This window comes from Arcicella aurantiaca (genome assembly GCF_003148625.1).
Classification (GTDB): domain Bacteria; phylum Bacteroidota; class Bacteroidia; order Cytophagales; family Spirosomataceae; genus Arcicella; species Arcicella aurantiaca.
The window spans coordinates 194,264-214,220 of sequence record NZ_QGGO01000003.1 but is presented as its reverse complement, the minus strand read 5'-3'; the positions used below and the strand labels follow the sequence as shown (position 1 = coordinate 214,220).

The 19,957-nt window shown below is 35.3% G+C and carries 15 protein-coding genes; 8 read left to right on the top strand and 7 right to left on the bottom strand.

What is annotated here, in order from left to right; all coding sequences use genetic code 11:
- Nucleotides 1–73 precede the first annotated feature (73 nt).
- The gene (locus LV89_RS04125) at nucleotides 74–991 is read right to left on the bottom strand and encodes a porin family protein (protein WP_146199072.1); all 918 of its coding nucleotides are present in this window, start codon (nucleotides 989–991) and stop codon (nucleotides 74–76) included.
- A gap of 312 nt (nucleotides 992–1,303) precedes the next feature.
- Here LV89_RS04125 and LV89_RS04120 point away from each other — a divergent pair, with 312 nt between their 5' ends.
- A complete protein-coding gene (locus LV89_RS04120) occupies nucleotides 1,304–1,750 on the top strand; it encodes an Hsp20/alpha crystallin family protein (RefSeq protein ID WP_109741597.1) in 447 nt (148 codons plus the stop codon).
- A 66-nt stretch (nucleotides 1,751–1,816) separates the two neighbouring features.
- On the opposite strand, the gene LV89_RS04115 is transcribed toward LV89_RS04120, so the two are convergent.
- Nucleotides 1,817–2,707, bottom strand: coding sequence for an NAD kinase (locus LV89_RS04115; protein ID WP_109741596.1), 891 nt, complete (start codon nucleotides 2,705–2,707; stop codon nucleotides 1,817–1,819).
- Between the two features lie 248 nt (nucleotides 2,708–2,955).
- Entirely contained in the window at nucleotides 2,956–4,050 is a 1,095-nt protein-coding gene (locus LV89_RS04110; protein WP_109741595.1) for a chorismate mutase, read from the bottom strand.
- A gap of 307 nt (nucleotides 4,051–4,357) precedes the next feature.
- Here LV89_RS04110 and LV89_RS04105 point away from each other — a divergent pair, with 307 nt between their 5' ends.
- On the top strand, nucleotides 4,358–5,572 hold the full coding sequence (locus LV89_RS04105) for a proline dehydrogenase family protein (RefSeq protein WP_109741674.1): 1,215 nt from the start codon (nucleotides 4,358–4,360) through the stop codon (nucleotides 5,570–5,572).
- A 209-nt stretch (nucleotides 5,573–5,781) separates the two neighbouring features.
- Nucleotides 5,782–6,510: a lipoprotein signal peptidase gene (locus tag LV89_RS04100; protein ID WP_109741594.1), complete on the top strand. Its 729-nt coding sequence runs from the start codon at nucleotides 5,782–5,784 to the stop codon at nucleotides 6,508–6,510.
- Nucleotides 6,511–6,659: 149 nt separating this feature from the next.
- Here LV89_RS04100 and LV89_RS04095 read toward each other — a convergent pair whose 3' ends face one another.
- The 3 genes from LV89_RS04095 to LV89_RS04085 all read right to left on the bottom strand — a co-directional run bounded on the left by LV89_RS04095 (nucleotide 6,660) and on the right by LV89_RS04085 (nucleotide 10,192).
- Nucleotides 6,660–7,367: an ATP-binding cassette domain-containing protein gene (locus tag LV89_RS04095; protein ID WP_109741593.1), complete on the bottom strand. Its 708-nt coding sequence runs from the start codon at nucleotides 7,365–7,367 to the stop codon at nucleotides 6,660–6,662.
- An 89-nt stretch (nucleotides 7,368–7,456) separates the two neighbouring features.
- Nucleotides 7,457–7,792: a YbaB/EbfC family nucleoid-associated protein gene (locus LV89_RS04090; protein WP_109741592.1), complete on the bottom strand. Its 336-nt coding sequence runs from the start codon at nucleotides 7,790–7,792 to the stop codon at nucleotides 7,457–7,459.
- Nucleotides 7,793–7,909: 117 nt separating this feature from the next.
- Nucleotides 7,910–10,192, bottom strand: coding sequence for a T9SS type B sorting domain-containing protein (locus LV89_RS04085; protein ID WP_109741591.1), 2,283 nt, complete (start codon nucleotides 10,190–10,192; stop codon nucleotides 7,910–7,912).
- A 780-nt stretch (nucleotides 10,193–10,972) separates the two neighbouring features.
- Between LV89_RS04085 and LV89_RS04080 the strand changes: the two genes are divergently transcribed.
- Nucleotides 10,973–12,181 (top strand): bifunctional 3,4-dihydroxy-2-butanone-4-phosphate synthase/GTP cyclohydrolase II, encoded by a 1,209-nt coding sequence (locus LV89_RS04080; RefSeq protein WP_109741590.1) that lies wholly within the window; start codon nucleotides 10,973–10,975, stop codon nucleotides 12,179–12,181.
- Nucleotides 12,182–12,306: 125 nt separating this feature from the next.
- On the opposite strand, the gene LV89_RS04075 is transcribed toward LV89_RS04080, so the two are convergent.
- Nucleotides 12,307–13,794 (bottom strand): Do family serine endopeptidase, encoded by a 1,488-nt coding sequence (locus tag LV89_RS04075; RefSeq protein WP_310588761.1) that lies wholly within the window; start codon nucleotides 13,792–13,794, stop codon nucleotides 12,307–12,309.
- A gap of 406 nt (nucleotides 13,795–14,200) precedes the next feature.
- Between LV89_RS04075 and LV89_RS04070 the strand changes: the two genes are divergently transcribed.
- The 4 genes from LV89_RS04070 (at nucleotide 14,201) to bamA (ending at nucleotide 19,782) form a co-directional block, all read left to right on the top strand.
- Entirely contained in the window at nucleotides 14,201–15,253 is a 1,053-nt protein-coding gene (locus LV89_RS04070; protein ID WP_109741589.1) for a hypothetical protein, read from the top strand.
- Between the two features lie 58 nt (nucleotides 15,254–15,311).
- Nucleotides 15,312–15,986 carry a type IX secretion system protein PorG gene (gene porG / locus LV89_RS04065; protein WP_109741588.1) on the top strand — a complete coding sequence of 225 codons (675 nt, stop codon included), beginning with the start codon at nucleotides 15,312–15,314 and terminating at the stop codon, nucleotides 15,984–15,986.
- Nucleotides 15,987–16,329: 343 nt separating this feature from the next.
- Nucleotides 16,330–17,076, top strand: coding sequence for an undecaprenyl pyrophosphate synthase (gene uppS, locus LV89_RS04060; protein WP_109741587.1), 747 nt, complete (start codon nucleotides 16,330–16,332; stop codon nucleotides 17,074–17,076).
- A 93-nt stretch (nucleotides 17,077–17,169) separates the two neighbouring features.
- A complete protein-coding gene (bamA, locus tag LV89_RS04055; RefSeq protein ID WP_109741586.1) occupies nucleotides 17,170–19,782 on the top strand; it encodes an outer membrane protein assembly factor BamA in 2,613 nt (870 codons plus the stop codon).
- Nucleotides 19,783–19,957: the final 175 nt, after the last annotated feature.

Here is a 19,957-nt window from a genome sequence, read left to right as displayed (position 1 = left end):
GAAGATAACTCTTTTCTCTAAAATCTAAACTCTATTCTCTAAAATCTAACCTCTGCTCTCTAAAATCGGTTCTCTAAAAAAGGTATCCAATACCAATTGTCCCAATACCGTTCTTATTAATATTGTCTTTCAAACTATAAAAACTACGAGCTTCAATCATAAAGCTATTGTTCAACTTGACACCCAAGCCTAAACCAGCACCGTAATCAAATTTATCATTTCCAAGGTCAACAGAACCGTCGAAAACCGTTGAGCCACCTATTACAACTTTTGATGTTTGACTTAGGGCATAATTACCATAACCACCCAGATTTAACATAAATTTTGTTGAACCACTCCCGAAATTAAAATTAAACATCAAAGGAACTAATATACTACTGCCCGTTGATTTTACGAAATTATTCGCATCTTCAGTTACTTTACCATTGGTCATAGCAAATAATATTTCTGGTTGAATTGATACTACGTTGCTGATTGGTAAATTAACAATTAATCCAGCATTTATTCCGGGTGACAAATCATAATTCCCTCCACTTTGAAGTGTATAAAGTTGCGATGCTTCTGCTCTGATACCAAATCTTACTCTACCATCATTTTCAGGGCCTACCTTCGGAATTCTTACTTTTTCAGGTTTTTCCTCACGAATTTTCACAGGCTTTTCTTCTTTCTCAGGTTCTGGCGTTTTCGCCTTTGTATTTTTTGATGGTCCAGTAGATTGTACTGTTGTAGTTGAGGTATTTGTCTGCTGTGGCGACGAACTCGTCGTCGTTGTGGTCGTGGTTGTTTTCTTTTGCTCAACAGGCTGCGAAACCACAGGGACTGAACTCGTAGTTGTTGTAGTCGTTTTGGTAGTAGTGGTAGTTTTAGGAGGCGAAGTCTTCACTGTTGTTGTGGGCTTCTTCGTTGTGGTAGTTGGTTTCTTGGTCTGAGCCAATGCTATTGTACCACTCATACAAGTTATTAGCAAGGCAAGGATAATCTGATTCTTCATGATTCAAATGGATTTTGTGGACTTAAATATGTGTGCAAGGTATAAAGGTTCATTCGGATGTTGTTAACCATTTAATAAGTCTAACCGACCATTTACTAAATAATTACTAACACTTTGAAAATAGAGAATCTGACATTTTAAAAACTCAAATTCCTGAAAATCGGCAATTTTGTCATTAAAAAATTACTAAAATCTAAAAAATCAAGACAAAATGACATTAATATTCAACTGGTATAGCTTTTGAAGAAAAGGAAACATCTCTAAATCAGAGAAATTAGTAAAACATAAAATCATCATAAAAAATATAAAATCATGAAACTTGTAAGATTTAACCAACCAACAGCTAACTTTTTAAATGCAGATTTCAACAAATTATTTAACCAATTAGATACCATGTTTCCATCAAAATCATTCAACAACGTAAGTTATAATAATATTCCAGCGGTAAACGTAAAAGAAAGCGAAAACGGCTTCCAGATTGAAGTTGCTGCTCCGGGTTTAAAGAAAGAGGACTTCAAATTAAGTCTTCATGAAAACCGTTTAACAATTTCAGCAAAACAAGAAGAAAACTCGGAAGAAAAAACAGAGAAATACACTCGCCAAGAGTTTAACTACACGTCTTTCCAACGTACTTTCACTTTGCCTAAAAATGTAGATGGTGATAAAATTGAAGCAACCTATGCAGACGGTATTTTACACGTAGGTCTTCCTAAAAAAGAAGAATTAAAACCTGCTGTGAAAGAAATCGCAGTAGCGTAGTTTAATTAGTGAATTGTGAATTAGTGAATATTGTTCGTCCAAAATTCACTAATTCACAATTCACAATTAATTCCGAACATCAAAACCCCAGTTTAGTTTACTTCTGAGGGTATTTAAGAAATTGGTTCCTGATAATTTAATAATATTGGCTTTGAATTTTTCTCGTTCCATTCTGATTTTCACGTTACTATGAACCACTTTTGAACGAGCATCCAACGAAATCAAGCAATTACTGCTTCTACTTTCTATCTCAAAATCTAAAACGACATCTGTTGAAACTACCAAAGGACGCACATTCAAATTATGTGGACTCATCGGTGCAATCACAAAAATATCTGAACTTGGCATTACTAAAGGTCCACCAACACTTAAATTATAACCTGTTGAACCAGTGGCAGTTGCAATAATTAATCCGTCAGCCCAATAAGTATTTAAAAATTCACCATTCAAATACGCCCTCACCATAATCATTGACGACGAATCAGTCTTCATGATTCCTAATTCATTCAAGCCAAAATTTACACCGTTAAAAATGTCTAATGGCTCACCATTTAGGCTTGAACTAATACTTACTAAAGTTCTTTGGTCGAGTGAATAATTACCTGCAAAAATTTCTGCTAAACCTTCCTGAATTTTGTCAGGAGAAACAATTGCCAAAAAACCTAAACGACCAGTGTTAATGCCCAAAATTGGAATTTCACGGTCGCCTACGTGTGTTACTGCATCTAAAAGCGTTCCGTCACCTCCCAAACTCAATACAACATCAGCATCAAAGAGATTAGCTTTATCGGTATAAAAAGAATTGCTGGAATGAATTATGTCAACATCTGAAAGGAATTGTTGATAAGATTCTGAAATTTGAAGTTCAATATTTTTTTGTGCCAATGTATCAAACATCGACTGCACGAAAGGCTTAGTTTCTTCCTTAAAGTTTCTCCCGTGAATGGCTATTTTCATTAATATTCTGTGTATTTGTTTCGTCTATCCAAAATTAAGCAAAAGAGAAGAGGATGCAGATAAATTGTTGTTTTTTTATTTTTCAGAAGCAAATTATACTTTGGATAAAACAAAAAAGCTGTTCTCAAATTGAGAACAGCTTTTTTGCAAATTTATTTTAAGTTTGAATTCTAAAGTGATTTTGCCTTAAATTTCGTTAATCGATATAAAACGAATCACTTATTCACAACTCGCTAAATCATCATTGATTAAGCTGTAATTGAACTCATTACTTCAGTTTGCTTACGGATTGATTCTAAGTGAACTAATTTAAACAATTCTTCAACAAATTCAGGATATAAACCTAAACCAGAAGCTTGTTTAGCACGGTCAGCATGAACTTGTTTCCAACGGTCAAGTTGAAGAACAGCTACGTTATTATCACGCTTATATTCTCCTAATTTCTCAACAATTGCCATACGAGCAGCCAATACTTCCATTAATTCACGGTCAACATTGTCAATTTTAGCACGCATTGCAGCTAATTCGTCAGAGAAATCTGCACCATAATTTGCTTGACGAACTTCTAATTCACGCAACATTGTCCCTAATACTTCAGGAGTAACTTGTTGAGAAGCATCAGACCAAGCAGCATCAGGGTCACGGTGAGTCTCGATAATCATACCATCGTAATTCAAATCAAGAATTCTCTGAGACAATTCCGTCAATAAAGCACGCTTTCCAGCCATGTGAGACGGGTCACCAATCATTGGTAATTGCGGGAACAAACGTTTCATCTCAACGGCTAATTGCCACATTGGAGAGTTACGATATTTTGTTTCCTGAGCATTTGAGAAACCACGGTGGATAGCACCTAATTTCTTCAAACCTGAGTTTTGTAAACGTTCAAATGCACCAACCCAAAGAGCTAAGTCTGGGTTAACTGGGTTCTTCACTAATACAGGAATATCCACACCTTTCAAAGCATCTGCTAAATCTTGAACGTTGAAAGGGTTTACAGTTGTTCTTGCACCAATCCACAATACATCAACACCATATTTCAATGATAATTCTACGTGTTCAGGCGTTGCCACTTCACAAGCTAATGGAAGACCAGTTTGTTTTTTAGCTTCAACAAGCCATTGCAAAGCTGGCTCACCCATACCTTCAAAACTTCCTGGACGAGTACGTGGCTTCCATACCCCTGCACGCATAATGTGAGCGTAACCTTCCGCTTTGATACGGTTGGCAGTCTCCAACACTTGCTCCTCGGTTTCAGCCGAACATGGTCCAGCTATTATCAATGGTTTGCCGTCAGTATTAATCCATTCCTGCATCGGCGTTATGTCTAAATTCGCATTCATTTGGTTTACTTTATTCGTTATTCTTAAAAAACAATTTTATAATCACAAAATGTAACTTATTAATATGACTTATCATCAATTTTATAGTTACTTTACAAAAAAATAATGCGGGAAATACAATAAAAATTTCCCTCTTATAAATTTAATATGGCAAAACGTATTTTTGTATTATTCTAATATACTATATTTGCACGTTTTTGTAAAACAAGTGACGAGACTCTGAATCATATTAAACTGATAATCAACAATTAAATTATTTATTCAGTTTTTTAAATATTAAGAACATCAAGTCTGTAACATGACCAAAATGCCAACCACCAAATCCTTTTTGAAGTCTCCCAAAGTTAGTTTTGAGGATACTTCTATCGCTTTCTCTTCCAAGTCAAACTTACAGTTAAAAAAGATATACTTGATTTTTGCAAGTATGAATCAGAATTGGCTTGTAAAGTTAGGGACTTTTTTTATCAAACTCTTCCTTTTTCTTCATTTTCCGATAAAAAAACTAATAAAAATTACGGTGTTTGAACAATTTTGCGGAGGGGAAAATCTGCAAGAGTGCAATAAAACCATAGAAAATTTGGACAAATCCCATATCGGCACAATTTTGGATTATTCCGTTGAGGGTGAAGATAATGAAAAAAGTTTCGATAAGACGGCAAAAGAAATTCTGCTAACCATCGAAAAAGCTCATAATAATTTAGCAATTCCATTTGCTGTATTTAAAATTACAGGCATCGGTAGTGCTGAATTATTGGAGAAAGTTCAGAATGAAGGAGCTTTAGATGAAGACGAAAAAAATGCTTTCCAAAGAATTAAGGAAAGAATCAATACGCTTTGTAAACAAGCTGCCGACCTAAATGTTAGAATTTTTGTTGATGCTGAAGAATCTTGGATTCAGGATACGATTGATACATTGACTTATGAAATGATGGAAAAATATAATCACGAAAAATGTGTGGTTTACAATACTTTCCAAATGTATCGTAAAGAAATGTTATTGAACTTGAAACAAGCTACTGAGCAAGCACGTAAAAACAATTATTACTTAGGCGTAAAATTGGTAAGAGGTGCGTACATGGAAAAAGAACGACAAAGAGCTCATGAAGATAATTATTGTGAGCCTGTTCATGAAACCAAAGCTGATACTGATAGAGATTTTAATTTAGCGATGGAATATTCTGTTGAGAATCGTGAAATTATCTCTATTTGTGTAGGTACGCATAATGAATATAGTTGTAAACTTTTAGTTGATTTAATGAATCAGCACCACGTTGAAGCAAAAGATACCCATTTCTACTTTGCTCAATTATTGGGAATGTCTGATAATATTTCATTTAATCTTTCTAAGGCAGGTTATAATGTTGCAAAATATGTTCCTTATGGTCCTGTTGATGCTGTAATGCCTTACTTATTCAGAAGAGCAGATGAAAATACCTCAGTAGCAGGGCAAGCAAGCCGTGAATTTACTTTAATTAAAAGAGAAATTGTACGTCGTAAAAGATTGATGTTTCAAGGAAAGTAAATATTAATTATTCCAAAAATTTCAAAGAAGCCACAGATTTACACAATTTGTGGCTTCTTTATTTCGTATCTTTGCAAGACAAATCAGTTAGCAGTAAACAATTATCAGTAAATCAAAATCTTAAAATTATATATCATTTGTAATTTTATGCTCTTGTTTACTACTAATAGTCAACTGAAAACTGTTCACTGAAAACTGTTCACTATATTATGTTTCGTTCCCCGTATAAATATTTTTTGCTTACTTTATTACTAATTGTCATTGACCAGCTCATTAAACTTGCTGTACATCGTTATATGATGTATGAAGGCAATGAAATTGAAGTTTTTGGACATTGGTTTAAGTTACACTATGTATTAAATAGAGGAATGGCATTTGGGATGGAACTTAGTTTTATTCCTGGGGGATATGCCAAAATTGTATTGAGCCTTTTCCGTTTGGCTGCTATGTTTGGTATTGGTTATTATTTAGTTCGTTTGGCAAGCAGAAAAGCTCCTGAAGGACTTTTATGGAGTATTGCAGCTATTTTGGGTGGAGCAATCGGCAATGTGATTGATAGCACGTTTTACGGAAAATTATTAGAAAATAACCCTCCCGGTTCGCCTACTCCTTGGTTTCATGGACAAGTAATTGATATGTTCTTCTTTGACCCATACCAAGGTTGGATTCCTGACTGGGTACCACTTTGGGGGGGAACGTGGTATTCAACTCCAATTTTTAATTTTGCTGATGCAGCTATTTTTTGCGGAGTTGTGACAATCCTAATTTTCCAAAATAAATTCTTTGAGCAACCTAAAGAAGCAGAAATTGAAGAAAGCTTTGAAGAAACGGCTGACAAAATAGAAAATATTAACAATGAAGAAATTTCTGATAAAGTAGAAAACATTGTTATTGAAGAAAATACAAAAGAAGAAAATTCAGATTCAACAAAAGAATAAAAAAATCCCTCATTGGTAGCCAATGAGGGATTTTTATTTTGGAACTTCCCGAAATAACTCCGTTAGGGGTTAAACTTTCGGGAAGTTGAGCCAAGTTATTAAATTTTACTTCTAATAAGTTATGTCGCAGTCTATAAATCACCCAATACTCAATTCGCAGTCAAATCTCTAAAAACCTCCTCCATTGTTTTTCCTGCCTGTTGTAAGCTACTCAATGAAGTATCTTTCACGATATTTCCACGATTGATAATGATTACTCTATCACAAATGGCTTCTACTTCTTGCATAATATGGGTTGAAAAAATAACGGTTTTTTCTCGCCCAATATTTCTGATAACTCCTCTGATTTCAGCTAATTGATTAGGGTCAAGACCAGTGGTGGGTTCATCTAAAATCAAAACTTTGGGGTCATGTATCAATGCTTGAGCAAGACCTACTCGCTGACGATACCCCTTTGAAAGTTGACCAATTTTCTTTTTGTACTCAAGGGTAAGTCCAAGTAGCTCAATAATTTCTGCAATTCGCCTTTGAAGGTCTTGACCTTTGAGTCCGTAAATTCCTCCGATAAATTCCAAAAATTCCTTCACATACATATCCAAATAAAGTGGATTATGCTCTGGCAAATAGCCAATATTTCGACGAGCTTCCATTGGCGACTGCTGAACATCAAAACCGCAAACTTCAACCGTACCCGAAGTAGCAGTTAAATAACAAGTAGCAATTTTCATCGTGGTAGATTTTCCAGCACCGTTTGGCCCTAAAAAACCCACAATTTCACCTTGTTTTGCTTCAAAAGATATATCATTAACGGCTTTTTGCGTACCGTAAATTTTGGTTAGATTCTGTACTTTTAGCATTTTTGAAGGGATTAGGTGTTGGGGATTAGGTGTTAGAAAAAAGCGGACATTTACCACTAAAACCTAACTCCTAAAACCTGACGCCTTAATTACGAAAACATTCCTCCTAAGTCCATTCCTGGAATATTAGGCACTAAACCTTGCGTGGCTTTTTGAAGATGTGCTTTTACTTTATCTTCAATATTTTCCATTGCATTATTGGTTGCGGCTACAATTAAATCTTGTAAAACCTCACGGTCTTCTGGCTTGATGAGGTCTTCATCAATTTCAATTTTGAGTAATTGTTTTTTACCATTAACGGTTGCTTTTACCATTCCTGCTCCAGCTTCACCTGTTTCGATGATTGAGCCTAAAGATTCTTGAGCTTCTTTCATTTTGGCTTGGAGGTCTTTCACTTTTCCAAGCATTCCCATCATATCAAACATATTATTATTGATTTATTTCTATTGCAATTTACAATTACTATTAATGTAACGCAAAAAAGAAACCTCAACATATCTGTCAAGGTTTCTTTTTTATGTTAGACTTCCTACAAAAGTATTTTAGTAAGCCAATAATAATGCTCCTTCTTTTACGGTTGTTTGCCCGACAGTATCTATGATTTCAATCTTATAGGCATAACTTCCTTCTAAGGCTTTATTTCCGTTATTCATCGTGCCGTCCCAACCTATGACAGTTGTTTCATTTTGATTGCTTTCTATTGGATAACTATTCGATTCTTCATAAAAAATAGCATTACCCCAACGGTCATAAATGGTCATTTTTAATTCTTTGATAAATTTACCCCTTACCATAAATTTATCATTTTGACCATCTCCATTTGGTGTAAATATTTGCGGACTGATAGCTAATGAGGGTCTAAAAATCTTAACAATATTTGATAGCGTAGTTGGTAAAGTACTACCACCTATTACATTCCAGCCTACTGGACGAGCTTCAATCTGAATATAAATTTCTTGTCCTTCCGTTTCTGGTAAAATCTGAGTATTGTAAGTATAAATATTTTGTAAATTACTTGCTAATTCTTTAATATTTGTTCCGTTTGTTGGATTAACTCTTTGCACTATGTAACTATCTGTACCCAGTGAAATGGAAGATTCTTTTGTCCAATTTACAGCGGCTCCACTTGCTTTTAAGTTTATAGTACAAATCTTTTCAGATGGGTCAGACTCTTTATCGCACAGGTTTGTCCATGTCATATAATAACAATACGATTTATCTTCGACGTTGGCGGTTAAATCTTTAAAAACTGTATTCCCAGTATTCAAGAGCGAATAAGTGCCGTTGATTGTATTAGCACGGTAAAATTTATAGGCATTTGCTTTAATGTTGACAGGAATATTTGATGGGTCAAACTGCCCTTGAACAAAAGCATTTTTTGCATCGTTGGTCATAGTAGCAAAGACTCTTGGAATCTTAGGAGGAACATCATCCGAAACAGCTTTTACTTTAATAATTTGAGAAAGCGATTTCTGGTTATAATTTGTTTCCACTCGATAAGTATATTCCTGTCCACAAATCACTGAATTATCATCTAATTTAAGTTCAGAAATGTTGGTAATTGCTGGAAATACTTTATCAGTTGTACCATCAGGATTCAATCGTTCTACTTGATAATAATTAAATAATGCACCTATTATGGGGGCAGCAGCAGGCAACCATTCTACCACATTTTTATTACTTACGGCGGTTACCTTTGCAGGAGTTGTACAAACTTCTTCAGCACTTAATAAATTCGATGAGGCAGCACAAGCTAAATCAACAGACTCTGCTTGAAAACAATACTGTTTATCTCCATTGGGTACTTGTAAAGTTGTTGTTTCAAACGGAGTGGCAGCCAAAGAACCATACGTTTTAAAAGGCGTAGTATAATTGTACGTAGATGAGGATTCTCTCATATAAATATTTCGCCCAAAACTCGCTTGCCCCGACACATCTATCTTAAACTCTCCTTTATTAACTGTTCCAACAATTGTACTAATTGCGGGTCTAAACATGGTTGCACCATTGATGGCAAATTGCCCCAAATTATTTAAAGGAGCAGGACAACCTCCTGTTACAGAAAGTCCTTTTATCGTAATAATTCTGTCTTGAGCATCTGGCAAAGTTGTCCCACTTTTAATCGTAAATGGATAACTGCCTGGCTTTCCTGTTTTTAAGATTGGATTACCTGGACCCGAAATTGCATTAAATTGAATTTCATAATCATCAAAATTATTGGCTGCATTGGCAGGCAAAGTAATTTGTACTTCTTGCCCAGAACAAGCTGTAACCGTTGCAACTGGTTGTTGTGGAGCAATTACTTCAATTACTTGGCAAGTATGCGTTGTAATGGTAGAACCAGCTAATGAAGTAGCAGTTTGATATTGTGTGATAACATATTTCCCTGGCCCACCATAAAATCTTATTCCATCTGGAGTAGATGCCGTTTTATCAGTCATTCTGAGGTCAACGCTCACTCCTCCTGTGGCAGGATTATAATTTGCTGAAGCACTTACTGGAGTAATAGGTGGAGCCGATAAAGTCTGATAAGAACTTAAACTGGTTACCCAATAATTTACATCAGTACCTGACGATACAGCCAAAGTACTTTTGAGTGTAATTAATTCACCTTCACAAATTTTGATTGGAATATTATTTGAGGCAGTAGCAACACCATTTCCGTCACCATCAACAACCACTTTATTGCCATTAATACTCAACTGCCCAGCCACTTCACCAGCAGCAGCCCTTGATTTACACTGAGCGGCGGAATCAGTAGATACGAGAGACCAAACAACAATGCTTATCATCACTGTTGTAATGTTTTTTATAATCTTATTCATATTTTATGGGTATCAATCTCTTCAAAGCCAATTCTACAAATAGCTGTCAGTAAATACATAAATAAAATATTTGAATTTTCTGACTATTGAACACTACTTTGAACGAAATTCTTAGGCTTTGTCACATGGGTTATTCCCAAAAACAAGCAAAAATTGTGCTAATTTTTTCAAATTGGTCTTTAAAGAGTAGATTACCGTTAAAATTTTTGGATTAACTACTTATACGCTATTTGCGTGCCAAAAAATATTTTGGAAAAGGTGAAGATAAATCTTTAATAAGAAAGGAATTTTCAGAAGGACTGCTTCAAAGTAAATTTAAGAAAATATTTGTGTTTCATTCTACTAAAAGCACTAAATATTTTACAATCAAGGGCTTATAAATTAATCATAGCGTAAAATGAATCGGTACTATAAAGGGTATAAACGATAGACCACTGATGAAACGGATTATACTGATTTTCGCTGATTTTTCTTTATTTTATCTGACTGTGTGTCTCAGACTGTGCGTCGTCTCAGTGTAAATCTGTAAAATCTGTTCAATCTGTGGTCTAAATTTGTCTGAGACAAATAGTTTCCAGTTCCGAAATGAATTTACTCGAATAGAGTTTGGTTATAAGTGAGAGTATCGAAACAAAAAATCGTAACTTTGAACCTCGATACGTTGTGAACTCGGAAATTTATATAATTCTTCTATTTTCGATTCTCGGAAATCATTCTAAAAACACAAAACCATTTAAAATTAGCCGAAAGTTTAACGCTCTTCGCTAATTATTTATTAAAATGTCAAAGATAAAGTTAGATACAATTGAAGAAGCAATTGAGGCTATTCGTCAGGGAAAAATCATCATCGTTGCCGATGATGAAGACCGTGAAAATGAAGGAGATATGATTTGTGCTTCTGAAGCCATTACTCCCGAAATGACCAATTTTATGATTCGTGAAGGGCGTGGTTTGATGTGTGTTTCACTAACAGAGGAGCGTTGTGACGAATTGGGCTTATCCATGATGGTTGGCAAAAACACTACTTCTCACGAAACCCCTTTTACTGTTTCGGTAGATTTATTGGGTAACGGTTGTACCACAGGTATTTCGGCACAAGATAGAGCTAAAACAATTGCTGCCTTAGTTGACCCTGCTACCAAACCAGATGATTTAGGTCGTCCAGGGCATATTTTCCCTTTAAAAGCTAAAAGAGAAGGTGTTTTAAGAAGAACTGGACATACAGAAGCTGCTATGGATTTTGCAGAATTAGCAGGTTTTCAACCCTCAGGTGTTTTAATTGAGGTTTTGAACGAAGACGGAACAATGGCTCGTTTACCTGATTTAAGAGCGATTGCCGACAAGTTCGACCTTAAATTGGTAACTATCAAAGACTTGGTAGAATATCGTTTGAAACACGAAAGTTTAATCAAACGTGAAATCGGTGTTGATTTACCAACTGAATTTGGACATTTCAATCTGATTGCCTTCAAACAAATTCAAACAGGTGAAACTCATTTAGCACTTACTAAAGGCACATGGGAAAAAGACGAACCTGTCATGGTACGTGTACATAGTTCATGCGTTACGGGTGATATTTTTGGTTCTTGCCGTTGCGACTGTGGAGGACAATTGCACAAAGCGATGGAAATGGTTGAAAAAGAAGGAAAGGGCGTAATTTTGTATATGTTCCAAGAAGGAAGAGGCATTGGCTTAATCAACAAATTGAAAGCTTACAAATTGCAAGAAATGGGTCGTGACACCGTTGAGGCGAATTTAGAATTGGGCTTTAAAATGGACGAACGTGATTATGGTATTGGAGCGTCTATCCTTCGTGATTTAGGAATTAGCAAACTTAGATTAATCTCTAACAATCCTAAAAAACGTGCTGCTTTGTTTGGATACGGTTTAGAAATTGTAGAATCTCTCCCAATTGAAATGCCATCAAATCCTCATAACGAGAAATATTTGAATACCAAAAGAGATAAAATGGGACATACGATTAGTTGATTAATTGTGATTTAGTGAGTTGTGAATTAGTGATTATTATTCGTCTTATAATCACTAAATCACAAATAAAAAAGTGAGTTGCGATACGAAAATCACAACTCACAATTCACTAATTCACCATTAAATTAAAGCACCATAATTACACGAGTACCATCTACATCAATTCCTTCAATTTTCACTCTTCCTTTACGGTTTGCTAAAATTTCAGCTACTTCTTTGGCATCAGCTACTGCTTTTTCATCAATTTTTGTGATAACAAAACCTTTATCAAAACCTTGATAACCTAAGCGTCCGTTCGGGTCAACTTCCGTGATTTTTGCACCGCCTTGAATTTTATATTTAGCTTTGTCATTTTCAGAAAGGTTAGCCAATTTAGCTCCTAAATAATCACTTGAAACAGAACTTGCCGTTTCACCTTTCACGATGTTGGTATTGCCGTCTTTATTTTTCAAAACCACATTGAAATCTTTAATTGCTCCGTCACGGTTTACCGTTACCACAACGGTTTCTCCTGGACGTTTACGACCAACCAATTCCATCAATTTCGACTGTGAAGGCGTTCCTACTCCGTCCACTTTCACAATTACGTCATTTACTTTCAAACCTGCTGATTGTGCTGCACTTCCGCCCGCAGGAAAACCACCTACATACACACCATCATTTACTTTCAAATCTTTTTCTTCAACCAATTTACTGTTCACTTCTTGAATATTAACACCCAAGAAACCACGCTGAACATTGCCGTATTTAATTAAATCAGCCGATACTTTTTTCACAATACTTACTGGTACAGCAAATGAATATCCTGCAAACTGACCTGTACGGCTATAAATTGCCGTGTTAATACCAATTAGTTCACCTTTCAAGTTTACTAATGCACCACCTGAGTTTCCTGGGTTTACGGCTGCATCAGTCTGAATGAATGATTCCAAAGGATTAACATCTTTGTCACGGTCGATGATATTCTGACGACCTTTTGCCGAAACAATACCCGCCGTAACGGTTGATTCCAAATTGAAAGGATTACCAACTGCCAAAACCCACTCTCCTACTTTAATATTATCAGAATCGCCAAATGTTAAAAAAGGAAGATTACTCGATTTTACTTGAATAACCGCCAAATCCGTTGAAGGGTCAGTACTGATAACTTTTGCTTTTAATTCTCTTTTGTCATTCAAAATAACTGAAACTTCGTCAGCATCTTGAACCACGTGATTGTTCGTTACAATAAAACCGTCTGAACTAATAATTACACCCGAACCAGACGCTTCCTGAGCTTCAGGTTGACGACGGTTTCCGCCACCACCAAAAGGATTTCCTCCAAAAAACTCTTCAAAAGGGTCCATCATTTGACGGCTAACATTACGAGTCATTTTAGTTTTAATATGTACAACTGCTGGAGTCGCTTTTTCGGCTGCATACGTAAACTCACCAGGTGAACCCGCAGGCATAGGCGAAGCATCTGAAACTAAACGAGTAAAAGCTGAAGGCGTATTAGTAAATACAGAGTCAGAAGGCGATTTCTCCAAGAATAACTTATAAGCTCCGAGCGTTGTTGCACTACTCAACGCTCCGACAATCGCAAGGGTTTTTAAATTACTTTTAATTTCCATGTTTTTGATTAATTTAAAGTTCATGAACGAAATTACTGGTTAATAGTAAACGTTTTTTAAAACTTGGGCGAACCTTTTGCTCAAATTTCGTTTACTGAAAAATCGTGTCACTAAATTAACGTTAAAACTTATTTTGAGGTGCATTAGTTTAACGGTTTTAACAAATTTTAAGAAAAGTAGGTTGGGTTTTAGGAATTAGGTTATTGGTTTTAGTAATTTAAGGTTGGTTAAAATTCAATCTTTATCATACAAGAACTTAGTCTAAAAAGAGCTTTAACATTAAAATTGGCATTATTTTCGTGATAAAAAAACTAAATGCCGAGTATAACAAACTGTTTTTTTTTACGTTAAAAATTATGTAAACTAAAACGGTATCTTTGTCGAAAATTCGATTCAATTTAATAATATGAAAAAACTGCCTCAATTACTTGGCTTATTACTTGTTGTTGCCCTAAGTTCGCAATCAGTAGTGGCACAGTTTAAGTTTTCAAATCTTTTTGGAGGAAAAGAAAAAACCCGCAAAAATCGCCTTTTTGAACCAACTTCAACGGTTAGTTTGGGTTTTGGGTCTTCAAGTTATTATGGAGATTTATCACCTTACGGGCGTATTGTACAGTCAAGTATCAATGGCGTTCGTTGGAATGCTAACTTCAATTTTACCCGTCAAATTTCTCCAACCATAGGCATTCGTTTCGGACTCACTTGGGCGAGAATTTCGGGGGATGATAGTTATATGGACGGCGTGGCAGGTTATGAAGCTAATTTTATGCGTAATCTTCACTTCCGAAATGACATTAAAGAACTTTCAATTGTAGGTCAATATGATTTAATTCGTACCGAACGCAGTTATTTACGTCGTGAACCCATCATTCCATATATTTTCGGAGGTGTAGCGGTTTTTGCCCATGATCCCGTGGCTCGTCCTGATGCTTCTCTTTATAGTAGTAACGACTGGGTTCGTTTACAACCACTTAATACTGAAGGACAAGGTTTGCCAGGATATGGAACACCATATTCATTAATTAGCGTTTCCTTTCCTATTGGTTTCGGCGTTCGTTATAAATTGAATCCAAATTGGGATTTAGGTTTTGAAATGGGCTTCCGTTATACATTAACAGACTATTTAGACGATGCAGGAGGAAATTATGCAGACCCTAACGATTTAGCGGCTCAAAGTCCATTAGCTCGTGATATGGGAAATAGAACTTTAGAGGCATCAGCCGCTAATCGTGGAATTGACAGAAGACCCGGTGTAATAAAATATTTAATTGCTCAAGGTGTAATTCCCGCATCAACCCCACTTAATTCAGATATTACAACACTTGTACCCGCAGTTGATGGTTTTTCTACCCGTACTGACCAACGTGGAAATCCTAAATACAACGATAGTTATATGCTAACAACGGTAAAATTAATTTATCATATTCCGGGTAAAATTAAATGCCCAGGCATTCGTTAGTATAAAAGAAATAACATGATGATAGTCAGGAATAATTAGCCTGACTATTTTTTTAGATATGAAATTAATCAAAAGCCTTTTTATTGTTTTCAGTTTTTTCTTCCTAAATATTGAATCGTTTGCTCAAAAAATAGAAATTGGTGGAGGTTTAGGAGCGATGAATTATAAGGGAGACATTTCACCTGATTTTCATCCATCTTTTGCCCAATTGGGCGGACATTTATTGTTTAGATATAACCTAAAAAAAGATGTCACGTTCAGATTAAGTACCACATTTGGTTCAATTTACGGCAATGACAAAGAAGTTAGCGATTCATTTAATCAGCAACGTGGGCAAACTTTCAAAACCAGTATCAAAGAAGTCAGTTTAGTTACTGAATATAATTTCTTTAGCTATCAATACAGCCGTATGCACAAAGACTGGTCGCCGTATGTATTTGGTGGAATTGGTTTTATGGGTTTTTCTCCGAGAGATACGCCCGTTTCTGACTATAAACAAGCAGGCGTAATTATTCCATTTGGCGTTGGTATTAAATATAACCTAACAGGACCTTGGGACTTAAACCTTGAATTTGGCACACGGAAAACCTTTACCGATTATCTTGATAATTTAGGGGGTGATAATCCAGCACTTTCACGCAATATTCAAAATGATTATTCACGGGGAGATATGTACTATTATACTTCACTTGCACTTACTTATAAATTCATCAAAATATATTGTCCGAAATAAAATAGAGGTTGTTCTTGAAAAATTATTCAGAACAACCTTTATTTTTATCCCCTCTTTTATTCCTCTTCCAGTCCGATACCTTTTATACTAACGCATAATTCCGTAAATTTGTAATCTCATTTTTAAATGAAAGACAAGGGTTTATTGAGATGCTTTCTTTTTATTCAAAAATAATTATAAACAACTGACATACAGATATTTATAATTATAGCAAAATAATATCTTCAAGATTATTTTAGATTTGAAATAAGTAAGAAAATCATTCTATAAAAATAGAAATAAAGGTATCATTCAAAATAAGCCACCTCAAAAAAAAGACATTCTGTTAAATTGTGTTAAATCAGTGAAGGAACAATTAGACTCAAACAATCTACCAAAACATATTGCCGTTATCATGGACGGGAACGGACGCTGGGCAAAACAACAAGGTTTTGTTGACAGAATTTTCGGGCATCGTAACGCACTCAAAGCTGTAAATGAAGTCATTGAAGGTTGTGGCGAATTAGGAATATCGTATTTAACACTTTATGCTTTCTCGACAGAAAACTGGAATCGCCCAAAAGCAGAAGTTGATGCTTTAATGATGCTTTTAGTCAAAACCATTAAAGATGAATTGCCAAAAATGCAGAAAAACAATATCCGTTTAGAAACCATTGGAGCAACTCATACTTTACCAGAAATTTCCCAAAAAGAACTAAGAACAGCTATTGAAGAAACCAAAAACAATACGGGACTCACCGTGATTTTGGCTTTATCATACAGTGGTAAATGGGATATTGTGAATACTACCAAAAAATTAGCTCAAAGAGTTCAAAATGGAGAGTTAGCCATTGAAGATATTAATGAACAATTATTTGAAGAATCATTAGACACCAAAGGAATTCCAAATCCAGATTTGATGATTCGTACAGGTGGCGACCACAGAATTAGTAATTTCTTATTATGGCAACTGGCTTATGCAGAATTATTCATTTTTGAAGAATTATTTTGGCCAGATTTCCGCAAAGAACATCTTCACGAAGCGATTTTAGACTACCAAGACCGTGAAAGACGATTTGGCAAAACATCAGAACAAATAAAAAATAGTTAATTAAGCAATCAGAAGGTAGATTTATAACCCTTAACTGAAGTAAAAAAAAACTACTGACAGCCGAAAGCACACCGCTGAAAGCTACATTAAAATATGAAAAAATATACATTGCTTTTTTCCCTTCTAATTCTTTCGTATCTGTCGCAAGCACAGTTGCGTGGTGCTTTGGGTCAACGTTCGACGGCAACAGCCAATGAATTAGATTTGAACTATGCTGAACCTAAAGAGTACGAAATTGCTGAAATTACGACAACAGGCTCAAAATATTATGATGGTAATTCGATGATTTCATTATCAGGATTACGAGTGGGCGATAAAATCAAAGTTCCGGGAGATGCCATTTCTTCAGCAATCAAAAAATTGATGGGGCAAGGTATTTTGGAAGAAGTAGAAGTTGATGCCGTAAAAATAGATGGTACTAAAATTTGGTTAAATCTTGCTATCAAAGAACGTCCAAGACTTTTCAAACTTGAATATTCAGGTATCAAAAAAGGGGAACAAGAAACTATTAGTGATAAAATCAAAACTTACAAAGGCAAAATTGTAACGGCTACGGTTAAAAAGAATATCGACCTTGCTATTCGTAAACATTTTCAAGACAAAGGATATTTGAATGTAAATATCAAGATTGCAGAAAAAACGGATACGGCACGTGGTAATAACGCTGTTATGAAAATTGACATTGTTAAAGGAAATAAAGTAAAAATTTCTAAAATCGTATTTGATGGCGTTGCTGAATTGTCAGAAAAAACAGTTCGTCGTAAATTAAAAAATACGAAACAAAAAGCATTCTACCGTCTTTTCAGTCCTTCAAAATATATCCCGAAAAAATTTGAAGAAGACAAAGGTAAATTGGTTGATTTCTATAATAAAAAAGGATACCGTGATGCTCAAATCTTGATGGATTCGGTTTATAAAGACAGTGATAAAACCGTAAAAATCATCATGAAAATTGATGAAGGAAAACAATATCATTACCGTAATATTTATTGGGAAGGAAATTATATCTATCCCGATACCGTGTTGACAGAAGTTTTAGGCGTGAAAAAAGGTGATGTTTACAACGTAGAAGACTTAGAAAAACGCTTAAACGGGAAACCAGGAGAAGACGTAAGTTCTGCATATATGGATAATGGATATTTATTCTACCAATGTGAACCCGTTGAAACTGCCGTTGCAGGAGATTCAATTGATATTACCTTTAGAATTACAGAAGGTAAGCAAGCTACTATCAATAAGGTAATTCTAAACGGAAATACAAAAACCTCTGACCACGTAGTTATGCGTGAAATCAGAACGCTTCCTGGACAAAAATTTAGTAAATCAGCCATTATTCGTACAGTTCGTGAACTTTCAACAATTGGTTATTTTAACCCTGAGAAAATTACGCCAAACCCAATTCCAAAAGCTGACGGAACTGTTGATATTGAATACAACGTAGAAGAAAAACCTTCTGACCAAATTGAACTTTCTGGTGGTTGGGGTGGCTACATCGGTTTTGTAGGAACTTTAGGAGTAACCTTCAATAACTTCTCAGCTCGTAATATTGGTAATTTATCAGCATGGAAACCACTTCCTTCAGGAGACGGACAAAAACTTTCAGTACGTTTCCAAGCAAATGGTTCGTCATTCCAAAACTACTCTTTATCATTTACAGAGCCTTGGTTGGGTGGTAAAAAACCAAACTCATTCTCGGTAACATTAAGTCGTAGTATTTCATATCCATACAAAATCCAACAGTACAATCAGTTAAGCGGATATGGAAGTGGTTATGGAAGTGGATATGGCTACGGAAGTGGTTATGGATATGGTGGATACGGTTATGGATACGGAACCACTACAACAACACAGACAGACAGTGCAACCGAAGCACAGTCAGAAGCACACTTTAACAGTACATCGTTATCATTTAGTTTAGGAAAACGCTTGAAATGGCCAGATGATTATTTCTCATTAAGTAACTCTCTTTCATTTCAATTAATTGACGTGAAAAACCTTCCTTACTACGGATATCCAGAAGGACAATCTGTTTCGGCGGCATTTGTAACCAATTTCTCAAGAAACAGTATTGATAACCCAACCTTCCCACGTTCAGGTTCAAGCTTTTCATTGACTGCATCATTAACGCCTCCATACTCATTATTTGGAGGAAAAAACAGCAACTTAATTGAATATCATAAATGGATGTTTGATGCCTCATGGTTTACGCCAATTACTAATAAATTGGTATTTCACATGAGAACACACATGGGTTTCTTGGGTTCATATAGCCCAGACAAAGACATTACCCGTTTTGAACGTTTTGACTTAGGTGGTTCGGGTATGCAAACAGGATACAATGTAATTAGCCGTGATATTATTGCCTTACGTGGATACAAAGATAGAGCGTTGGGTTCACAAGGTTCTGTGCCAAATGGTGGAGTTGCCTACAATAAATTTGTCATGGAAGTACGTTATCCAGTATCGTTAAATCCATCTGCAACAATTTTCTTATTAGGTTTTGCAGAAGGTGGCAACAATTTTGCTAACTATACAGAATACAATCCGTTTAAATTGTATAAGTCAGCAGGTTTTGGAGCAAGAATCTTTATGCCAGCATTTGGTATGATTGGTATTGATTATGGTTTTGCATTTGACAAAATTCCAGGAGTAACAGATGGAGGACGTCAGGCATTTACCTTCTCAATCGGACAGCAGATTAGATAGTTAGTTAGAGAATAGATAAGATTAGAGTAAAGAGAATAGAGTAATTGCTCAGAAGTTAGTGGTTAGATGAATTATTTAGTTAATTTAAACACTGAAATCTAAACTCTACCATCTATTCTCTATCATCTACTCTCTAAACTCTAATATAATTGTTAATCTTTTGTTAAAGAAAAGC

Excerpts from the sequence above, each read along its gene's own strand:
- LV89_RS04125 (WP_146199072.1), bottom strand. The coding sequence starts at position 991 with ATGAAGAATCAGATTATCCTTGCCTTGCTAATAACTTGTATGAGTGGT.
- LV89_RS04120 (WP_109741597.1), top strand. The coding sequence starts at position 1,304 with ATGAAACTTGTAAGATTTAACCAACCAACAGCTAACTTTTTAAATGCA.
- LV89_RS04115 (WP_109741596.1), bottom strand. The coding sequence starts at position 2,707 with ATGAAAATAGCCATTCACGGGAGAAACTTTAAGGAAGAAACTAAGCCT.
- LV89_RS04110 (WP_109741595.1), bottom strand. The coding sequence starts at position 4,050 with ATGAATGCGAATTTAGACATAACGCCGATGCAGGAATGGATTAATACT.
- LV89_RS04105 (WP_109741674.1), top strand. The coding sequence starts at position 4,358 with ATGCCAACCACCAAATCCTTTTTGAAGTCTCCCAAAGTTAGTTTTGAG.
- LV89_RS04100 (WP_109741594.1), top strand. The coding sequence starts at position 5,782 with ATGTTTCGTTCCCCGTATAAATATTTTTTGCTTACTTTATTACTAATT.
- LV89_RS04095 (WP_109741593.1), bottom strand. The coding sequence starts at position 7,367 with ATGCTAAAAGTACAGAATCTAACCAAAATTTACGGTACGCAAAAAGCC.
- LV89_RS04090 (WP_109741592.1), bottom strand. The coding sequence starts at position 7,792 with ATGTTTGATATGATGGGAATGCTTGGAAAAGTGAAAGACCTCCAAGCC.
- LV89_RS04085 (WP_109741591.1), bottom strand. The coding sequence starts at position 10,192 with ATGAATAAGATTATAAAAAACATTACAACAGTGATGATAAGCATTGTT.
- LV89_RS04080 (WP_109741590.1), top strand. The coding sequence starts at position 10,973 with ATGTCAAAGATAAAGTTAGATACAATTGAAGAAGCAATTGAGGCTATT.
- LV89_RS04075 (WP_310588761.1), bottom strand. The coding sequence starts at position 13,794 with ATGGAAATTAAAAGTAATTTAAAAACCCTTGCGATTGTCGGAGCGTTG.
- LV89_RS04070 (WP_109741589.1), top strand. The coding sequence starts at position 14,201 with ATGAAAAAACTGCCTCAATTACTTGGCTTATTACTTGTTGTTGCCCTA.
- porG (WP_109741588.1), top strand. The coding sequence starts at position 15,312 with ATGAAATTAATCAAAAGCCTTTTTATTGTTTTCAGTTTTTTCTTCCTA.
- bamA (WP_109741586.1), top strand. The coding sequence starts at position 17,170 with ATGAAAAAATATACATTGCTTTTTTCCCTTCTAATTCTTTCGTATCTG.